This is a genomic window from Ramlibacter sp. PS4R-6, assembly GCF_037572775.1.
Lineage (GTDB): Bacteria > Pseudomonadota > Gammaproteobacteria > Burkholderiales > Burkholderiaceae_C > Ramlibacter.
Map to the genome: position 1 here is coordinate 2,134,748 of NZ_JBBHKA010000001.1, position 17,605 is coordinate 2,152,352.

General features: G+C 68.2%; 20 protein-coding genes. 8 read left to right on the forward strand and 12 right to left on the reverse strand.

Translation table 11 applies throughout. The features are described from left to right. Positions 1-3: 3 nt before the first annotated feature. The gene (locus WG903_RS10585) at positions 4-900 is read left to right on the forward strand and encodes a pirin family protein (RefSeq protein WP_340075051.1); all 897 of its coding nucleotides are present in this window, start codon (positions 4-6) and stop codon (positions 898-900) included. A gap of 35 nt (positions 901-935) precedes the next feature. Here WG903_RS10585 and WG903_RS10590 read toward each other — a convergent pair whose 3' ends face one another. Continuing rightward, entirely contained in the window at positions 936-1,817 is an 882-nt protein-coding gene (locus WG903_RS10590; protein WP_340075053.1) for an alpha/beta hydrolase family protein, read from the reverse strand. Between the two features lie 45 nt (positions 1,818-1,862). Next, on the reverse strand, positions 1,863-2,570 hold the full coding sequence (locus WG903_RS10595) for a sulfurtransferase (RefSeq protein WP_340075055.1): 708 nt from the start codon (positions 2,568-2,570) through the stop codon (positions 1,863-1,865). A gap of 53 nt (positions 2,571-2,623) precedes the next feature. Between WG903_RS10595 and dnaE the strand changes: the two genes are divergently transcribed. Both dnaE and WG903_RS10605 read left to right on the forward strand, forming a co-directional pair. Then, positions 2,624-6,082 carry a DNA polymerase III subunit alpha gene (gene dnaE, locus WG903_RS10600; RefSeq protein ID WP_340075057.1) on the forward strand — a complete coding sequence of 1,153 codons (3,459 nt, stop codon included), beginning with the start codon at positions 2,624-2,626 and terminating at the stop codon, positions 6,080-6,082. 1 nt (position 6,083) lies between these two features. Beyond that, a complete protein-coding gene (locus tag WG903_RS10605; protein WP_340075059.1) occupies positions 6,084-6,857 on the forward strand; it encodes a class I SAM-dependent methyltransferase in 774 nt (257 codons plus the stop codon). Between the two features lie 8 nt (positions 6,858-6,865). Here WG903_RS10605 and WG903_RS10610 read toward each other — a convergent pair whose 3' ends face one another. Genes WG903_RS10610 through ribD form a run of 10 tightly spaced genes read right to left on the reverse strand, consistent with a single transcriptional unit; the run spans position 6,866 to position 14,267 of the window. Then, positions 6,866-7,708, reverse strand: coding sequence for a cell envelope integrity protein TolA (locus WG903_RS10610; RefSeq protein WP_340075061.1), 843 nt, complete (start codon positions 7,706-7,708; stop codon positions 6,866-6,868). A gap of 7 nt (positions 7,709-7,715) precedes the next feature. Next, complete coding sequence (locus tag WG903_RS10615; RefSeq protein ID WP_340075063.1) at positions 7,716-8,141, reverse strand: biopolymer transporter ExbD; 426 nt, start codon at positions 8,139-8,141, stop codon at positions 7,716-7,718. Between the two features lie 2 nt (positions 8,142-8,143). Continuing rightward, complete coding sequence (gene tolQ, locus WG903_RS10620) at positions 8,144-8,836, reverse strand: protein TolQ (protein ID WP_340075065.1); 693 nt, start codon at positions 8,834-8,836, stop codon at positions 8,144-8,146. After that, positions 8,833-9,249, reverse strand: coding sequence for a tol-pal system-associated acyl-CoA thioesterase (gene ybgC / locus WG903_RS10625; protein ID WP_340075067.1), 417 nt, complete (start codon positions 9,247-9,249; stop codon positions 8,833-8,835). The genes tolQ and ybgC overlap by 4 nt, the downstream gene beginning before the upstream one ends. Continuing rightward, positions 9,246-10,430 carry a pyridoxal phosphate-dependent aminotransferase gene (locus tag WG903_RS10630; protein ID WP_340075069.1) on the reverse strand — a complete coding sequence of 395 codons (1,185 nt, stop codon included), beginning with the start codon at positions 10,428-10,430 and terminating at the stop codon, positions 9,246-9,248. The genes ybgC and WG903_RS10630 overlap by 4 nt, the downstream gene beginning before the upstream one ends. Next, the gene (nusB, locus tag WG903_RS10635; RefSeq protein ID WP_340075071.1) at positions 10,427-10,927 is read right to left on the reverse strand and encodes a transcription antitermination factor NusB; all 501 of its coding nucleotides are present in this window, start codon (positions 10,925-10,927) and stop codon (positions 10,427-10,429) included. Before nusB ends, WG903_RS10630 begins: the two co-directional genes overlap by 4 nt. After that, positions 10,927-11,388: a 6,7-dimethyl-8-ribityllumazine synthase gene (gene ribH / locus WG903_RS10640; RefSeq protein WP_340075073.1), complete on the reverse strand. Its 462-nt coding sequence runs from the start codon at positions 11,386-11,388 to the stop codon at positions 10,927-10,929. Before ribH ends, nusB begins: the two co-directional genes overlap by 1 nt. A gap of 13 nt (positions 11,389-11,401) precedes the next feature. Then, a complete protein-coding gene (gene ribBA / locus WG903_RS10645) occupies positions 11,402-12,514 on the reverse strand; it encodes a bifunctional 3,4-dihydroxy-2-butanone-4-phosphate synthase/GTP cyclohydrolase II (RefSeq protein WP_340075075.1) in 1,113 nt (370 codons plus the stop codon). After that, complete coding sequence (locus tag WG903_RS10650) at positions 12,511-13,128, reverse strand: riboflavin synthase (protein ID WP_340075077.1); 618 nt, start codon at positions 13,126-13,128, stop codon at positions 12,511-12,513. The genes ribBA and WG903_RS10650 overlap by 4 nt, the downstream gene beginning before the upstream one ends. A gap of 38 nt (positions 13,129-13,166) precedes the next feature. Continuing rightward, positions 13,167-14,267, reverse strand: coding sequence for a bifunctional diaminohydroxyphosphoribosylaminopyrimidine deaminase/5-amino-6-(5-phosphoribosylamino)uracil reductase RibD (gene ribD / locus WG903_RS10655; RefSeq protein ID WP_340075079.1), 1,101 nt, complete (start codon positions 14,265-14,267; stop codon positions 13,167-13,169). A 131-nt stretch (positions 14,268-14,398) separates the two neighbouring features. Here ribD and WG903_RS10660 point away from each other — a divergent pair, with 131 nt between their 5' ends. Genes WG903_RS10660 through WG903_RS10680 form a run of 5 tightly spaced genes read left to right on the forward strand, consistent with a single transcriptional unit; the run spans position 14,399 to position 17,589 of the window. Further along, on the forward strand, positions 14,399-14,848 hold the full coding sequence (locus WG903_RS10660) for a type IV pilin protein (RefSeq protein ID WP_340075081.1): 450 nt from the start codon (positions 14,399-14,401) through the stop codon (positions 14,846-14,848). Between the two features lie 5 nt (positions 14,849-14,853). Next, positions 14,854-15,357, forward strand: coding sequence for a GspH/FimT family pseudopilin (locus WG903_RS10665; protein WP_340075083.1), 504 nt, complete (start codon positions 14,854-14,856; stop codon positions 15,355-15,357). After that, positions 15,354-15,935, forward strand: coding sequence for a type IV pilus modification protein PilV (gene pilV, locus WG903_RS10670; RefSeq protein ID WP_340075084.1), 582 nt, complete (start codon positions 15,354-15,356; stop codon positions 15,933-15,935). The genes WG903_RS10665 and pilV overlap by 4 nt, the downstream gene beginning before the upstream one ends. A gap of 5 nt (positions 15,936-15,940) precedes the next feature. Continuing rightward, positions 15,941-17,053, forward strand: coding sequence for a PilW family protein (locus WG903_RS10675; RefSeq protein ID WP_340075086.1), 1,113 nt, complete (start codon positions 15,941-15,943; stop codon positions 17,051-17,053). Next, positions 17,053-17,589, forward strand: a complete 537-nt coding sequence (locus WG903_RS10680) for a pilus assembly PilX family protein (RefSeq protein WP_340075088.1) — start codon at positions 17,053-17,055, stop codon at positions 17,587-17,589. Before WG903_RS10675 ends, WG903_RS10680 begins: the two co-directional genes overlap by 1 nt. Positions 17,590-17,605 lie beyond the last annotated feature (16 nt).

Genomic DNA, 17,605 nt, shown 5'->3' on the forward strand with positions numbered 1-17,605 from the left:
CGCATGTCCATCGACATCACCCTCGCGGGCCACGAGAAGGACCTCGGCGGCGGCTTCGTCGTGCGCCGCCTGCTGCCTTCGATGCAGCGGCGCAACGTCGGGCCGTTCATCTTCTTCGACCACTTCGGGCCGGTGGTGGCGCCGCCGAACGAGAACCACGACGTGCGGCCGCATCCGCACATCGGCCTCGCAACGGTCACCTACCTCTTCGAAGGCGCGATGATGCACCGCGACAGCATCGGCAGCGAGCAGCTGATCGAACCCGGTGCGATCAACTGGATGACGTCGGGTCGGGGCATCGTCCATTCGGAGCGCCGTCCGGACCACCTGCGCGGCACGAGCTACCGCATGCACGGCCTGCAGCTGTGGACGGCCTTGCCGCTGGCGCACGAGGAGGACGAGCCGTCGTTCGCGCACACGCCGGCGGATGCGATCCCCGACGTGGACCTCGGCCAGGCGCGCGTTCGCGTGCTCATCGGCTCCGCGTTCGGCGCGACGTCGCCGGTGAAGGCGTTCTCGCAGACGCTGTACCTCGACGTGATGCTGCCCGCGGGCGGCGCCATCGAGCTGCCGCCGCTCGCGCCCGAGATGGCGGTCTATCCCGTGCAGGGCGACCTCGTGATCGAGGCCGCGACGCTGCCGGCGGGGACGATGGCGGTGCTGCGTGCGGGCGAAGCGACGCGAATCCACGCGCAAGGCGCCGCGCGGTTCGCGGTGGTGGGCGGCGAGCCGCTGGACGCCCCGCGCCACATGTGGTGGAACTTCGTCTCCAGCCGCAAGGACCGCATCATCCAGGCCAGCGAGGACTGGCAGGCGATGCGCATGGGCCGCGTGCCGGGCGACGACGAGTTCATCCCCCTGCCGCCGACGCGCTTCACGGCGGCGGAACCGCGCTCCTGACCGTCATCCCGGCGCAGGCCGGGAGCCAGCGTCTTTCACTGCTTCGAGAGCCACTCCAGGATGGCCCGCTGCAAGGCGATCCGCTTGTCCGAGAAGTTGTGGTCGGTCTCCAGGACCACCTCCGCCACTTGCGCGCCCGGGGTCGCTCTCAGCGCCTGCAGCAGCGGCGCGTGATGGATGGCCGGTGTCGAGACTGTGTCCCGGCTCCCCATCACCATCAGAACGTTCTTCGTCGCGAGTTTCGACGCCAGGCCGGGGAATTTCCACGACGCGGGGGCCGTGGTCCATGCCTTGATGAATCCCTCCGCGTCCGGCACGTTGATCGACCCTTGCGCCTTCACGAAGTTGGTGAACCCGTCGCGCATGGCCGCGTTCGCAGCCAGCGATTCCCCGTTCAGGGAGACGTCGAAGCCCGCGATCGAAGCGACCGACTTGACGCCTGCATCCGCGGCCGCGGTGTTGAGCGCCGCGAACCCGCCCACGCTGTGCCCCACCAGGACGATCCGGCCCGGGTCCACGCGCCAGGCGGGGTTGGCGCGCGTGCGCAGGTGGGCCAGCACCGTGGCCGTGTCCTCCAGCACGTTCGGGAACGAGTACTGGCCGCCGCTGCCCCAGTTGCCGCGGTAATGGAACATGAAGACGTTCCAGCCCGCACGCCGCATGGCCTGCGCGAGGTCCAGGTTCAGTTCGTTGCCCGGGAAGCCGTGCAAGAGCAGCACGGTGGGATGCGGGCCCTTGCCTTGCGCGATCAGGCCGCGGCCGTTCAGGGTGACGCCACCGCTTTGGACGGACAACAGGGCGGGCTGCGCCGCGAACTGCGGATCGCCCGCGGGCGGATCGGTCGTGATGGGGTCGAAGGACTGGCCCCACGCGGACGTGGCGACGGCCAGGAAAAGGAATGCGACTGCTCGAAGCATGTGGCCCTCCTGCGGCCCAAGTGGGGCCGTGACGGGCGAGGTTTATCAGGCTTGCAGGGACGTGTCCAGCGCCTCGCGCCCGTCGAAAACGAAGCACTTGCCGCGGAAGTGCGCGCCGCCGGTCTCCTCGAAATACTTCAGGATGCCGCCTTCGAGCTGCCACACGTTGTCCAGGCCGCTGTCGCGCATGTGGATCGCGGCCTTCTCGCAGCGGATGCCGCCCGTGCAGAAGCTGATGACCGCCTTGCCTTCGAGCTGCGCGCGACGCGCGGCGAGCGCGGCGGGAAATTCGCTGAACTTCGACAGGCGCCAGTCGATCGCGCCGTCGAAGGTGCCGTAGTCCACCTCGAACGCGTTGCGCGTGTCGAGCAGCACGACGGGGCGGCCGGCGTCGTCGTGGCCTTGCCCGATCCAGCGCCGCGCGGTCTTCGCATCCAGCGCCGGCGCACGGCCGCGCGCCGGCTGCACGGATGGCGTGTCCATGCGGATGATCTCGCGCTTGACCTTCACCAGCAGCTTGCGAAAGGGCTGGGCCTGCGACCAGCTTTCCTTCGCTTCCAGCTGCAGGAAGGCAACGATGCCGCGCACGGCCTCCGGCGCGCCCGCCAGGAACAGGTTGATGCCTTCCGAGGCCAGCAGGATGGTGCCCTTGAGGTCCAGCGAGCGCGCGCGCTCCAGCAGCGCCGCGCGCAGCGCATGCGGGTCGGCAATGTCGACGAAGCGGTACGCCGAAACGTTCAGGACGGAATTCACGATCCGCCGATTTTAAGGACCGAGGGGGTCCCGGCGTTTCCTACAATCGCTGCATGTTCGTCCACCTGCGCCTGCACACGGAATTTTCCATCGCCGACGGCACCAACCGCATCGACGAGATCGTGAAGGCGGCGCAGGCCGACCACCAGCCCGCGCTGGCGGTCACCGACCTGAACAACCTCTACGGCGCGATCAAGTTCTACAAGGCCGCGCGCTCGGCCGGCGTCAAGCCGCTCATCGGTTGCGAGCTCTTCGTGCAGGGTTTCGCCAAGGACCCGCAGTCGCTGGCGAGGGTCGCGGTGCTGGTGCAGAACCGGCAGGGCTACCTGAACCTGTGCGAATTGCTGGCGCGCGCCTGGACGAAGAACGTCGTCAAGGCGCAAGGCGCCTGCAAGATCGAGTGGCTGAAGGAGCTGGGCGAGGGCCTGATCGTGCTCTCCGGCGCGCAGGCGGGGCCCGTCGGGCAGGCGCTGGTGCAGGGCGACGAGCAGCGCGCCGGCGACGCGGCGCTGGCACTGGCGTCGATCTTCCCGCACCGCTTCTACGTCGAGCTGCAGCGCGCGGGCCGCGCCGACGACGATGCGCACGTGGCCGCCGCGGTGCAACTGGCCGCGCGCCTGAAGCTGCCGGTGGTGGCCACGCACCCCGTGCAGTTCGCGACCGAGGACGACTACGAGGCGCACGAGGCGCGGGTGTGCATCTCGGAAGGCGAGATCCTGGCCAACCCGCGCCGCACGCGCAAGTTCACGCGCGAGCAGTGGTTCAAGCCGCAGGCCGCGATGGAGCAGCTCTTCGCCGACGTGCCTTCGGCGGTGGCGAACACGCTGGAGATCGCCAAGCGCTGCAACCTGGTGCTGGAGCTGAACAAGCCGCACCTGCCGGAATTCCCCACGCCGAACGGCATGCCGATCGACGAGTACTTCCGCTTTGCCTCGCATGAAGGGTTGAAGGAGCGGCTGGCGCAGCTGTATCCCGACCCGGCGCGGCGCGAGAAGGAGGCGCCGCGCTACGTGCAGCGCCTGGACTTCGAGATCGAGACCATCCTGAAGATGAAGTTCCCGGGGTACTTCCTCATCGTGGGCGACTTCATCAACTGGGCCAAGCGCAACGGCTGCCCGGTGGGCCCGGGCCGCGGCTCGGGCGCCGGCTCGCTGGTCGCGTACTCGCTGAACATCACCGACCTGGACCCGCTCGAGTACGAACTGCTCTTCGAGCGCTTCCTCAACCCGGAGCGCGTGTCGATGCCCGACTTCGACATCGACTTCTGCCAGGCCAACCGCGACCGCGTCATCGACTACGTCAAGGACAAGTACGGCAAGGACGCCGTGAGCCAGATCGCCACCTTCGGCACGATGGCCGCGCGCGCGGCCATCCGCGACGTGGGCCGCGTGCTCGACATGAGCTACACCTTCTGCGACGGCATCAGCAAGCTGATCCCGAACAAGCCGGGGCAGCACATCACCATCGCCGACGCGCTGGAACAGGAGCCGCTCTTCAAGGAGCGCTACGAGCGCGAGGAGGACGTGAAGACGCTGGTCGACCTCGCGCAGAAGCTCGAGGGCCTGACGCGCAACGTCGGCATGCACGCGGGCGGCGTGCTGATCGCGCCGGGCAAGCTCACGGACTTCACGCCGCTCTACCAACAGCCGGGCAGCGAGTCGGCGGTGAGCCAGTACGACAAGGACGACGTCGAGGCCGCGGGCCTCGTCAAGTTCGACTTCCTGGGCCTCGCGACCCTCACGATCCTGGAGCTGGCCAAGGACTTCATCCGCGAGCGGCACCCGGACCAGAAGGACTTCGCGTTCGAGAAGGTCGCGCTGGACGACCCGCACACCTACAAGCTCTTCGCCGACGGCAAGACCGAGGCGGTGTTCCAGTTCGAATCGCGCGGCATGCAAGGCATGTTGCGCGACGCCAAGCCCACGCGGCTGGAGGACCTGGTGGCGCTCAACGCGATGTTCCGCCCGGGCCCGATGGAGAACATCCCGTCGTTCTGCGCGCGCAAGAACGGGCGCGAGGACGTGCACTACCCGCACCCGCTGCTGGAGCAGGTGCTCTCCGAGACCTACGGGATCATGGTCTACCAGGAGCAGGTGATGCAGGCCGCGCAGCTGCTGGGCGGCTACTCGCTCGGCGGCGCCGACCTGCTGCGCCGGGCGATGGGCAAGAAGAAGGCCGAGGAGATGGCGCTTCACCGCGACATCTTCCGCAAGGGCGCGGCGCAGAAGAACATCTCCGAGGGCAAGGCCGACGAGATCTTCGACCTGATGGAGAAGTTCGCGGGCTACGGCTTCAACAAGTCCCACGCCGCCGCGTACTCGCTGCTGGCGTACCACACCGGGTGGCTGAAGGTCCATTACACGGCGGAGTTCTACTGCGCCAACATGACCATCGAAATGGACGACACCGACAAGCTGAAGGTGTTGTTCGAGGACGCGCAGCAGTTCGGGATCACCTTCGAGGCGCCGGACGTCAACCGCGGTGTGTACCGCTTCGAGCCCATCTCCGACAAGGTGATCCGCTACGGCCTGGGCGCGGTGAAGGGCACGGGCGGGCAGGCGATCGATGCGATCGTCGCCGCGCGCGAGGAGGGCGGCCCGTTCAAGAGCCTGTTCGACTTCTGCTGCCGCGTGGACCGCACGAAGATCAACAAGCGCACCGTGGAAGCGCTGGTGAAGGCCGGCGCCTTCGATTCGCTGCAGCTCAATCGCGCGGCCATGGCCGCGTCGATCGACCGCGCCTTCGACTTCGCCAACGCCACCGAGGCCAACGCCAACCAAGGCGGCCTGTTCGACTCGGGCGATTCGCACGCCGCCAGCACGCAGGAGCCGCCCCTGGTGGATGCGGTGCCCTGGGGCGTGAAGGAGCGCCTGACCTTCGAGAAGACGGCGATCGGTTTCTACCTCTCGGGCCACCTCTTCGACGAAGTGGCGCTGGAAGTGCGGCGCTTCGCCAGGCGCCGCATCGACGAGCTGATCGACAGCCGCGAGCCGCAGCTGCTCGCGGGGATCGTCAGCGACTTCCGCACGATCAACGCGCCGCGCGGCAAGCTCGCGATCTTCAAGCTGGACGACAAGTCGGCGGTGATCGAGGCCACGGCCGACGAATCGCTGTGGAACCTGAACCGCAACCTGCTCAAGGACGACGAGCTTGTCATCGTGCAGGGCAAGCTGCAGCCGGATCGCTTCAACGGCGGCTATCGATTGAACGTGAACCAGGTGTGGGACCTGGCGACGGCGCGCTGCCGCTTCGGCAAGTTCCTGCGCGTGGCGGTGAACGGCAAGGCGCCCGACATCAAGCGCATCCTGCGCGACTTCCCGGCCAGGCGCGAATCGACGGAGCAGGGCGACCTTGTGCGCGGCCTGCCGGTGCGGCTGGCGGTGAAGCGAGATGGCGCGGAGGCGGAGATCCAGCTGGGCGACGACGCGCGCTTCTTCCCGAGCGATGCGGCGCTGGCGAGCTGGATGGCGCAGGCCGACCAAGGGGCCGCGCAGGTGGTGTACGACGCGTGACGTGAGCTACGACGCCCAATACTTTGGCGATGCACGCACCTTCGCCCACGACTACGGTGCCGTTGCAGAAGCAATCGTGCGAGCTTATGCGCCGGAACGAGTGCTGGACGTCGGATGCGGTCCGGGCCATCTGAGTCGCGAGCTCGCGCGGCGCGGCTGCAGCGTCGTCGCGACCGACGGCTACTCATCCCCGGACTTCTCCGGCACGCGGGTCCTGTTCGAGCACCTTGACCTGGAGTCGGAGCAGGCGGTCCGCGCGGCCACTTCGCGGTTCACCAATGCCTTCGACCTTGCGGTCTGCCTCGAAGTCGGGGAGCACATCCGCGAGGACCGCTCGGACGCACTCGTGGCGCTCCTCTGTTCGGCGGCGCCGGCGGTCGTCTTTTCCGCCGCCGTGCCTGGGCAGCCAGGCGAAGGCCACGTCAATTGCCAGCCCAGGACGTGGTGGCACGACAAGTTCTCCGAGCGCGGGCTTTCCCTGCAGCATCGCGTCCGTCCCTCGCTCATGGGCAATGCACGGCTCCCACCGTGGTTCCGGTTCAATGTGCTCGACTATGGCTCCGCGCCACCAGGCCCAGGAGCCGACCTCACCCGCTCGCTGCTCGACGCCGAATCGAAAGTGACTTCGGCCTACTTCGGCGAGTATGAATTGAGATTCGGCCTGCCTGAAGCGCTGGCCGATGCCGAGCGGCGCCTGCAGATGCCCGCGGTGAAGTTCATCCTGCGCTTGCAGCGGGGGGTCGGTCGGCTCTTCTCGATCAGGTCCTGGCGATAGGTCTCTGATCAGCCCCGCAGCTTGAACTCGATGATCAGTGGGGTGTGTACCCGCCCATCGACGTCGCGCGGCAACATCTCGGTCTTGTCGAGGGCGCGCAGAACGGCGTCGTCCCAGCTCTTGACGCCACTGGGCTTGGTGACCTTGCGCGCGATGATGGTGCCGTCGGGCGCCATGCGCACTTCCACCTCGGCGCTGGGGTTGCCCGGCACGTCGTCGGTGAACACGATGTTGGGTTTGACGCGCGCGCGGATGCGGCCGGCATAGCTGTCCGAAGGCCCCGACGACTTCTGCGCCGTGCCCTGCGCGGAGGGCGAGCCGCCGCCCGAGGCCAGGGCCTGCATGCGCGCGATCTGCTCCTTGCGCAACTGCTCGCGCTTCTTCGCGTCGAGCTCCTGCCGGGCCTTTTCCTTCTTCGCGAGTTCCTCGCGCTGGCGCTTCTCCTCGGCGAGCCAGCGCTGTTCCTCCAGCCGCTTCTTCTGCGCTTCGAGCTTGCGGCGCTCCTCTTCCTCGTGGCGCCGGGCCTCTTCCTGCTGGCGCTTCTTCTCGCGCTCGATGGTGATGTCGGGCGCCTTCGGCTCGACGACGGGCGGCGGCGGAGCCACCGGCGGGGCTGTCACGACCTGCTGTTGCGGCGGCGGGGGAGGCGGAGGCGGCGGCGCGGCTTCCTGCGGCAACGCGGACCACAGCTCGGCTTCGACCGCAACGGGCGCGGTGCTCTTGTCCCAGGTGATGCCCCAGGTGAGCGCAACGATGAGCAGGATGTGCGCGACGGCGGCGAGCAGGAAGCCCCGCACCGCGGCCGGTTCGCGCGGCGGCGCGAAGGCGAGGCTGTCCGCTGTCGCCTGCATGGCGTGCCTACTTCGCCACCTGCACCGACAGGCCCACGCGCTGGACGCCCGCGCGTTGCAGCTTGTCCATCACGTTCACGACAAGTTCGTACTTGACGTTCTTGTCGGCAGCGATGACCACGGCGCTGCTGCCCGCGGGCCGGCCGGCCTGCAGCTGCTTGATCGTCGAGTCGAGGTCGGCCATGGGCACGCTCATGGACTTCTCGTCCACCTTCACGTCGATGCCTTCGTCCTTGCGGATCTGCACCTGGATCACCTGGTCGGGCGCCTTGGCCGCCTTGCCCACGCTGGGCAGGTCGATCATGCTCGGGGCGATGAGGGGCGCGGTCACCATGAAGATGATCAGCAGCACCAGCATGACGTCGATGAACGGGACCATGTTGATCTCGTTCATCGTGCGGCGGCGGCCGCCGCGGTGGGCCATGGCCGGCATGGTCAGTGGCCCGAAGCGGATTGCGCCCCGAGGTTGCGCTGCAGGATGTTGGAGAACTCCTCGATGAAGGTCTCCAGGCGGATGGCGACGCGGTCGATGTCGCGGGCGAAGCGGTTGTAGGCGACCACCGCGGGGATGGCCGCGAACAGGCCGATGGCGGTGGCGACCAGCGCCTCGGCGATGCCGGGGGCGACGGTGGCGAGCGTGACGGTCTGCAGCGCGCCCAGGCCGATGAAGGCGTGCATGATGCCCCACACCGTGCCGAACAGGCCGACGTACGGCGAGACGGAACCCACCGAGGCGAGGAACGACAGGTGCGTTTCCACCGCGTCCATCTCGCGCTGGAAGCCTGCGCGCATGGCGCGGCGTGCACCGTCGAGCAAGGTGCCCGCGTCGGTGATGCGCCTCTCCCGCAGCTTCTGGTATTCGCGCATGCCGCTGGCGAAGATGCGTTCCATCGGCCCTGCGTTCTTCGATTGCTGCACGGCCGCCGAGTACAAGTCGTTCAGGCTGGTGCCCGACCAGAACTCCTTCTCGAACTCCTCGTTGAGGGAGTTCACGCGCTTCAGCGCGATCAGCTTGCGGAAGATCGCCGCCCAGCTTGCGACGGAGACGCCCAGCAGCAGGAGCATGACGAGCTTGACCACCCAGCTCGCGTTGAGCACCAGTTGCAGGATCGACAGTTCGTTGGTCATCGTTGTTTCAGGGCTTCCAGGATGTCGGCGGGGATTCTGGCAGGGCGCAGGGTGGCCGCCTCGACCCATCCAATGCGGATATTCCCTTGGCAGAGCAGGGCCCCGGTGGCCGCGTCAAGGGCTTGCTGGTCGATTATCAAAGACGCCCGTCCCCCTTCCTTGACCTCGGCCGTAACAAGAAGTTCATCGTCCAGGCGGGCCGGCTTGACGTAGCGCACGCTGGTTTCGAGCACGACGAACATGCCGCCGGTGCGTTCCTTCAGGCCGTGCTGGCCGATGCCCAGCGCGCGCAGCCACTCGGTGCGCGCGCGCTCGAAGAACTTCAGGTAGTTGGCGTAGAAGACGATGCCACCGGCATCCGTGTCTTCCCAGTAGACGCGCACGGGCCAGGTGAAAGCCCGCTGCTGCGTCACTTGAGCAGCTCCTCCAGCCGCTGCGCGGCTTCCTGCAGGTGCTCCATCGAGCTCGCGGTGGAAAAGCGGATGAAGTTGGCGGCCTGGGCCACGCCGAAGTCGCGGCCGGGCGTCACGGCCACGTGCGCCCGCTTCATGATTTCGAAGGTCAGGTCCCAGCTGTCCTTCACGCCCAGGCGCTTGCAGACTTCGGTGCAGTCGGCCCACGCGTAGAACGCGCCGTCGGGCACCACCGGCACGTGGAAGCCCACCTTCTCCAGCTGCGGGATGAAGTAGTCGCGGCGGCGCTTGAACTCGGCGCGGCGGCGCTCGTATTCGGCGATGCTGTCGGGCTCGAAGCAGGCCAGGGCCGCATGCTGCGCGACGGCGCTGGGGCAGATGTACAGGTTCTGCGTGAGCTTCTCGATGGCCAGCACCGCATCTTCGGGCGCCACGACCCAGCCCAGGCGCCAGCCGGTCATGTTGAAGTACTTCGAGAAGCTGTTGATGCTGATGATCTGGTCGGAAATCGAAAGCGCCGTGTGGCCGAAGGTCTCCTCGTACGACAGGCCCAGGTAGATCTCGTCGAGGATCGTGATGCCGCCGTGGCTGCTCACGAAGTCATGGATGCGGCGCAGCTCGTCCGGATGGATCGACGTGCCCGTCGGGTTGGAGGGCGATGCGAGAAGCACCCCGCGCGACTTCTTCGTCCAGTGCTCGGCGATCTTGGCGGCGGTGAGCTGGAAGCGCTCGGCGGGTGTGGAGGGGATGCGCACCGGCTCGCCGCCCGCCACCGTCACGAAGTGGCAGTTGCACGGATAGCTGGGGTCCGGCATCAGGATCTCTTCGCCCGGCTCGACCAGCGCCAGGCAGGCCAGCTGCAGCGCGGCGGAAGCGCCCGATGTGACGACGATGCGTCTCGCCGGCACGTCCACGCCGAAGCGCTGCGCGTACCACTGGCTGATCTTCTCGCGCAGGGCGTCCAGGCCGACGGCGTGCGTGTACTGCGTCTTGCCCGCGTGGACGGCGCGCTGCGCCGCCTCCTGCACGAGCGGCGGCGCGGTGAAGTCGGGCTCGCCGATGTTCAGGAAGATCATCGGCTTGCTGGTGTGCGCCACTTCGCGCGCCAGTTGCGACGCGGCCTTGGCCACTTCCATCACGTAGAAGGGCTCGATCCTTTCGATCAGCTTCGCGATCCTCATCTGGCCTTGCCCGCCTTCTTGTCGGCTTCCACTTCCATTGCCCGCAGCTTCGGCGCCAGCCCGTTCAGGACGGCGTTGACGTACTTGTGGCCGTCGGTGCCGCCGAATTCCTTGGCGAGTTCGATGCACTCGTTGAGCACCACGCGCCAGGGCACGTCAGGCGCGTGCTGGAACTCCCACGCGCCGATCCACATGATCGCGTGCTCGATGGGGGAGATTTCCTCGATCTTGCGGTCGAGCAGGGGGACGATGAGCGCGTCGAGCTCGCCGGCTTCCTTCACGCAGCCGTGGAGCAGCGCGTCGTAGTGCACCGAATCGGCCTTGTGGAAGCCCGCGAGGTCGCGCGTGAACGTGTCGATCGCGGCCGCTTCGTTGCGTCCCACGAGGTACTGGTACAGCGCCTGCAGCGCGAACTCGCGCGAGCGGCTGCGCGCCGACTTGGCCGACGCCTTGCGCGCGCCCGTGCTGGTGGTCGCGGGTTTCTTCGCCGTGGCCATCAGAGTTCGTCCAGCAGGTTGCACATCTCGACCACGACCCGCGCGGCGTCGACACCCTTCTCGACCTGGCGTTCCTGCGCCTGCGCGAGGTTCTCGGTGGTGAGGATGACGTTGGCGACGGGCAGCTGGTAGTCCAGCGACACGCGCGTGACGCCAGCGGCCGATTCGTTGGCCACCAGCTCGAAATGGTAGGTCTCGCCGCGGATCACGCAGCCGAGCGCCACCAGTGCGTCGTAGCCGCCTTTCTCCGCCAACGCCTGCAGGGCGACCGGGATTTCCAGTGCGCCCGGCACCTTGACCACGTCGATGTGGTCCTCGGCGACACCGAGCTTCACGAGTTCCCCCGTGCACGCTTCGAGGAGCGAATCGGTGATGCCCGCGTTCCAGCGGGCCTGCACGATGCCGATGTACAGGCCCTTGCCGTCGAGCTTGCCGGCCTTGCCTTTGTCTGCGCCAAACATCTTTTCTTGTTCTTTATGAAGCGTTGGGCGGGATGTAGCCCGCGATCTCCAGGCCGTAGCCGGCCATGCTGGGCATGCGCCGGGGGCGGCCCATCAGGTTCATGCGATGCACGCCGCATTCGCGCAGGATCTGCGCGCCGATGCCGTACGTGCGAAGGTCCATCTTGCCGCGCTCCGGCGCCTGCGCGGCGCGTGCCGTGCCTTCGAACTGCGCGAGCAGCTGCTGCGCATCTTCGCCGCAATTGAGCAGCACGGCGACGCCGCGGCCTTGCGAGGCGATGTACTTCAGGCTGGCGTCGAGCGGCCACGAGTGCATGGGGCGGCCGAGCTCGAGCGCGTCGAGCACCGACAGCGGCTCGTGCACGCGTACGGGTACCACTTCATCGGGCTTCCACTGGCCCTTGACCAGCGCCAGGTGCACGCCGGCGCTGGGCTTGTCGTTCCACGCATGGGCCACGAAGTCGCCGTAGGGGGTGCGGATGTCGCGCGTGCCGACCTTCTGCACCAGCGACTCCATGCGGCTGCGGTACTCGATGAGCGACGCGATGGTGCCGATCTTCAGGCCGTGCGCCGCGGCGAAGGCCTGCAGGTCGGGCAGGCGCGCCATGGTGCCGTCGTCCTTCATGATCTCGCAGATCACCGCGGCAGGCATCGCGCCCGCCATGGCGGCGAGGTCGCAGCCGGCTTCGGTATGCCCCGCGCGCATCAGCACGCCGCCGTCCACCGCCTGCAGCGGGAAGATGTGGCCGGGCTGCACGAGGTCCTCGGCCTTCGCATCCTTTGCGACAGCCGCTTGCACGGTGCGCGCGCGGTCGGCGGCGGAGATGCCGGTGGTCACGCCTTCGGCGGCCTCGATGCTCACGGTGAACGCCGTGCCCATCTTCGTGCCGTTGCGCGCCACCATGGGCGGCAGGCGCAGGCGCTCGCAGCGTTCGCGCGTGAGCGTCAGGCAGATGAGGCCGCGGCCGTAGCGCGCCATGAAGTTAATGGCTTCGGGCGTGACGTGCTCGGCGGCCAGCACGAGGTCGCCCTCGTTCTCGCGGTCTTCCTCGTCGACCAGGATCACCATGCGCCCGGCGCGGATCTCCTCGACGATGTCCTCGATGGGCGATACCGGCTGCGTCATGCACGCACCCCCGACAGCATGCGCTCGACGTAGCGCGCGATCAGGTCGATCTCGAGGTTGACCCGGCTACCCGCCTTCAGTTCGCCCAACGCCGTGTTCTGCACGGTGTGCGGGATCAGGTTGATGCTGGCCTCGGTGCCGTCCGCGGTGTCCTTGACGCTGTTGACGGTGAGGCTCACGCCGTTGACGGTGATCGAGCCCTTGTAGGCCAGGTACTTGCCGAGCTCGCGCGGCGCCAGCACGCGCAGCTCGAAGCTTTCGCCGACGGGCTCGAACCGCGTCACGGTGCCGATGCCGTCGACGTGGCCCGCGACGATATGGCCGCCGAGCCGGTCGTGCGCGCGCAGGGCCTTTTCCAGGTTGATGGGGCCGGCCTGCGCGAGGCCCGCGGTCTTGTCGAGCGATTCGGCGGAAATGTCGATGGTGAAAGCGTCGCCTTCGAGGCCGGTGACCGTCATGCAGGCGCCGTTGAGCGCGATGCTGTCGCCCAGCTGCACGTCGGCCAGGTAGCCGGCCGGGGCTTCCACCCGCAGGCGCTTGCCGTGCTGCGATGAGCTGCCGAGGTCGCGCACCGCGGCGATGCGGCCGACCCCGGTGATGATTCCGGTGAACATCCCCGCATTTTCGCAGGGAATCCGCTGTGTCCCGGGGACTAGGGCCGTTTGACGAGCGCGCGGATGCGCAAGTCGGGGCCAATGGCCTCGATCGAGGTGAATTCCAGCGGCAGCGCCTGCGACAGCTGCGCCAGCGGGCCGATGTTGGCCATGTCGCGCCCCGGACCGAGGAGCTTCGGCGCAAGGTACACCAGCAGTTCGTCCACGAGCCCTTCGCGCAGCAGCGACCCATTGAGCTTGTGGCCGGCCTCCACGTGCACCTCGTTCACTTCGCGCCGCGCCAGGTCGCGCAGCAGGGCGGCAAGGTCGACCTTGCCGTTGGGGCCGGGCATCTCGACGACGGTGGCGCCGGCCTTTTCCAGGCTGCCGCGGCGCGCCGCGTCGGGCACGGCTGCGTAGACGAGCAGGGGGCGGCCTTCGATGAACATCTTCGCGGCCGTGGGCGTTTCCAGCCGGCTGTCGACGATGACCGCAAGCGGCTGCCGGCGCACCGCCACGTGGCGCACGTCCAGCCGCGGGTCGTCTTCCATCACCGTCCCGATCCCGGTGAGGACCGCGCTCGCGCGGGCGCGCCAGGCATGCCCGTCCGTGCGCGCGGCTTCCGACGTGATCCACTGGCTGGCCCCGCTTTCCAGCGCGGTGCGCCCGTCGAGCGACGCGGCGATCTTCATGCGCACCCAGGGCAGGCCGCGCTGCATGCGCGAGAAGAAGCCCACGTTGAGGTCGCGCGCCTCGGCCTCGCCGGGACCCGTCTCGACGGCGATGCCCGCCGCGCGCAGGCGCTGCAGCCCTTCGCCCGCGACCAGCGGGTTGGGGTCGGGCAGGGCGGCGACCACCTTGCCCACCTTCGCCGCGATGAGCGCGTCGCAGCAGGGCGGGGTGCGGCCGTGGTGAGCGCAGGGCTCCAGCGTGACCCAAACCGTCGCACCCTCGACCGAACGGCCGTGGGCAGCCGCCTCGCGCAAGGCCATCGCCTCCGCATGGGCCTCGCCGGCGGGCTGCGTGTGGCCCGTGCCGAGCACCGTGTGCCCGTCGGCGGCCACGATCACGCAGCCCACCCGGGGGTTGGGGTCGGACACGCCCACCGCCCGGGCGGCAAGGCCCAGGGCCTGGCGCATGAAAGGCGGGGTGGCCTGCATGGCGGGGATTGTGCGGTATCCCCCGACCGTTCGCCCCCGCAAAGCAACCGGGCGTCGGGGCGGGGGCGGGGGCCGGGAACCCTTCGGATATGGTTCAGCCTCGGCCCGCCTGGCGCGCCGGAGGAGATCCCATGAAGAAGAACGTACAAGCAGGTTTCACGCTCATCGAGCTGATGGTCACCGTGGCGATCATCGGCATCCTGGCCGCGGTGGCCTATCCCGCGTACACGTCGCACATCGTCCACGGCAAGCGCTCGGCGGCGCAAAGCTTCATCGTCACCGTCGCGAACCGCCAGGAGCAGTCCATGCTCAACGCCCGCAGCTATTTCTCCATCCCGAACGGGACGACGGCGGAATGGTCGGCGGTCAACATGACGGTTCCCAGCGAGGTCAGTTCGAACTACAAGGTCACCGTCACCGCCGACAACACGGCCACGCCGCCGACCTGGACCGTCACGGCCGCGCCCCTCGCGGGCAGCGCGCAGGCGACGAAGGACGCGTCGTGCGGCAGCCTGACGTACAACAACGCGGGCACCAAGGGCGTCACGGGCACGGGCGGAGTCCCCAAGTGCTGGAAATGACGGAAATGGCGCCATCGCCCCGCCCTGCGCTCGCGGCCTCGCGCCGCGAGCGTGGCTTCACCATGGTCGAACTGCTCGTCGTGATGACGATCCTGGGGATCATGATGGGCCTGGGCGTGCCCGCCTTCCAGAAATTCGTCGCCGGGCAGCGCGTGAAATCCGCGGCGTTCGAGCTGATGAGCGCGATGCTCATCGCGCGCAGCGAGGCCATCAAGCGCAACGGCACCGTCACGGTCACCCCGTCGTCGAGCGATGCCTGGGCCAACGGCTGGACGGTCACCTCCTCGACGATCACGCTGCACCAGCAGGAGCCGGTCGGGAACATCTCCGTGGCGACTTACACGGACTCCGCGTGCAGCACCGCGGGCACGGTGGCCAGCGTCGCTTTCGCCAACTCGGGCCGCCCCGTCGGCGGCAGCTGCTTCAAGTTCGCCGCGACGAACGCGACCTCCACGCGCTGCGTGAAGGTCGACTCCTCCGGCATCCCGTCTTCAGGAAACTGCCCATGAAGCCCCGTCAACGGCCGCCTTCGTCCCGCGCCCAGGCCGGCGCGACCATGATCGAGGTCCTCGTCTCGCTGCTGATCCTGATGTTCGGCCTGCTCGGCCTGGTCGGCGTGATGATCCAGAGCCAGCGCGCGCAGCTGGAGTCGTACCAGCGCGTGCAGGCGCTGATGCTGGTGCAGGACATGGCGTCGCGCATGGCCACGAACAAGTCCGTGGCCAGCTGCTACGTGCTGGCAAGCTTCATCGGCACCAACGCCACCACGGTCCCCGCGGCGACCACGTGCGTCGTCACCGGCGTCACCGCCGAGCAGAAGGACCGCATGGTGCTGGACCTCACCGAATGGCGCGACCAGCTCCTGGGCAGCGCGGAAATCTCGGGCGGCAGTTCGGTCGGCGCGATCCTCGGTGCGCGCGGCTGCATCACGAAGGACCCGTCGAGCAACCTCTACCAGGTGAGCGTGGCGTGGCAGGGTTCCGCGGCGACGCTCGCGCCGCCCGCCGGCGTCGCCTGCGCGACCGGCCAGTACGGCACCGACGACGGCGCCCGCCGCGCGGTGAGCGTCAAGGTCCAACTGAGCTGATGGCCATGGGCACCCGACTCCCCACCCTTGCAACGCGCGGCCGCCGGGCCATGCGCGGCCTGACGCTCATCGAATTCATGATCGCGATCGTGCTGGGCATGATCCTCGTGGCCGCGATCGCGACGCTCATCGCCAACCAGAGCGCCAACCGCGCCGAGCTGGACCGCGCGGGCAAGATGCTGGAGAACGGCCGGTACGCCGTCCAGACGATGGCCGAGGACCTCATGATGGCCGGGTACTGGGGCGAGCTGTCGGCGGCGCCCGGCACCGCCACCGCAATGCCCGACCCCTGCTCGACGACGATCGCGGGCGCGGGCAACCTCCAGGAGGGCACCGCGCTGCACGTGCAGGGCTACAACGCGCCGGTGACGCTCCCGACGAACCTGGCCGTGTGCGTGAAGAACCACAAGCCCGGCACCGACATCCTGGTGGTGCGCCACGTCGACCCGGACACCAGCGCGGTGGAGAAGACATCGGGCTGCACCGCCCCGTACTCGCCGTGCGTCGACTGGAGCAAGCTGAAGGTGGGCCAGGTCTACCTGCAGACTGGCCTGAACAGCTCGGGCACGGCACTGGGCTGGGCGCTGGCCACCGCCGACGGGTCCACCGACTCGACGACGTTCGCGAAGGTGCGCAAGGACAAGACGACGGGCGCCACGCCGCGCAAGCTCGTGGTCCACATCTACTACATCGCGAAGTGCAGCGTGGAGGTCTCCAACAGCTGCACGGACGGCGACAACGGCAACCCGATCCCCACGCTCAAGCGCGTGGACCTGGGCGTGACGAGCAACGCCCCGGCGATGCAGTCACCGATCACGATCGCCGAAGGCATCGAGAACATGCAGTTCGACTTCAACCGCTACACCGACACAGACAAGCCGGCTGCCGCCGACGTCGACGGCTCGGCGCTCACCTTCGCGAACTGGGCCGACGTGAAGAGCATGAAGATCTACCTGGTCGCGCGCGGGACCGAAAAGGCGCCGGGTTTCACCGACACGAAGACCTATGTGATGGGGACGGCCGGCGCGGCATCGGCGCCGTCGGGTGACGAGGGCTACAGACGCCACCTGTTCATCCAGTCCATCCGCCTCATCAACCCGAGCGGCAGGGGGACCTGATGGAATCGCGCAACCGACAAGCCGGCATCACGCTCGTCGTGAGCCTGATCATGCTGATCGTGCTGACGCTGCTGGTCGTCTCGGCGATCCGCTTCGGCAACATCAACCTGAAGATCGCGGGCAATGCCCAGACGCAGGCGGAGGCCGAGGCCGCCACGCAGGTTGCGCTGGAGCAGACGGTGGAACTGATGAAGGCGGCGACCAAGGTGGACAGCGTCACGGCGCAGCCCGCGCTGCAGATTTCCACCGGCGGCGCGACCTACAAGATCAACGTGTCCAAGCCGTCCTGCACGCTGAGCAACAACGTGGTCAGCACGCAGCTCAACAAGGACAAGGCGGAAGACCGCGCCTGCTACGGGAACATCGACCAGGAATGCATTTTCGACAAGGACGGCAAGTGCATCCCGCAGCCGACCGAATGCAAGGACCAGACCTGGGAAATCAGTGCCGCGGTGACCGCCGACACGGCCGGCAACAGCATGACCATGGTGCAGGGCGTTTCCCTGCGGGTGAGTTCGGAAGTGGCGTGTCCCTGAGCGCATGGCGCTCGCA

Coding starts and splice junctions, on each gene's coding strand:
- WG903_RS10585 (WP_340075051.1), top strand. CDS start 4: ATGTCCATCGACATCACCCTCGCGGGCCACGAGAAGGACCTCGGCGGC.
- WG903_RS10590 (WP_340075053.1), bottom strand. CDS start 1,817: ATGCTTCGAGCAGTCGCATTCCTTTTCCTGGCCGTCGCCACGTCCGCG.
- dnaE (WP_340075057.1), top strand. CDS start 2,624: ATGTTCGTCCACCTGCGCCTGCACACGGAATTTTCCATCGCCGACGGC.
- WG903_RS10610 (WP_340075061.1), bottom strand. CDS start 7,708: ATGCAGGCGACAGCGGACAGCCTCGCCTTCGCGCCGCCGCGCGAACCG.
- WG903_RS10615 (WP_340075063.1), bottom strand. CDS start 8,141: ATGCCGGCCATGGCCCACCGCGGCGGCCGCCGCCGCACGATGAACGAG.
- tolQ (WP_340075065.1), bottom strand. CDS start 8,836: ATGACCAACGAACTGTCGATCCTGCAACTGGTGCTCAACGCGAGCTGG.
- WG903_RS10630 (WP_340075069.1), bottom strand. CDS start 10,430: ATGAGGATCGCGAAGCTGATCGAAAGGATCGAGCCCTTCTACGTGATG.
- nusB (WP_340075071.1), bottom strand. CDS start 10,927: ATGGCCACGGCGAAGAAACCCGCGACCACCAGCACGGGCGCGCGCAAG.
- ribH (WP_340075073.1), bottom strand. CDS start 11,388: ATGTTTGGCGCAGACAAAGGCAAGGCCGGCAAGCTCGACGGCAAGGGC.
- ribBA (WP_340075075.1), bottom strand. CDS start 12,514: ATGACGCAGCCGGTATCGCCCATCGAGGACATCGTCGAGGAGATCCGC.
- WG903_RS10650 (WP_340075077.1), bottom strand. CDS start 13,128: ATGTTCACCGGAATCATCACCGGGGTCGGCCGCATCGCCGCGGTGCGC.
- ribD (WP_340075079.1), bottom strand. CDS start 14,267: ATGCAGGCCACCCCGCCTTTCATGCGCCAGGCCCTGGGCCTTGCCGCC.
- WG903_RS10660 (WP_340075081.1), top strand. CDS start 14,399: ATGAAGAAGAACGTACAAGCAGGTTTCACGCTCATCGAGCTGATGGTC.
- WG903_RS10665 (WP_340075083.1), top strand. CDS start 14,854: ATGGCGCCATCGCCCCGCCCTGCGCTCGCGGCCTCGCGCCGCGAGCGT.
- pilV (WP_340075084.1), top strand. CDS start 15,354: ATGAAGCCCCGTCAACGGCCGCCTTCGTCCCGCGCCCAGGCCGGCGCG.
- WG903_RS10675 (WP_340075086.1), top strand. CDS start 15,941: ATGGGCACCCGACTCCCCACCCTTGCAACGCGCGGCCGCCGGGCCATG.
- WG903_RS10680 (WP_340075088.1), top strand. CDS start 17,053: ATGGAATCGCGCAACCGACAAGCCGGCATCACGCTCGTCGTGAGCCTG.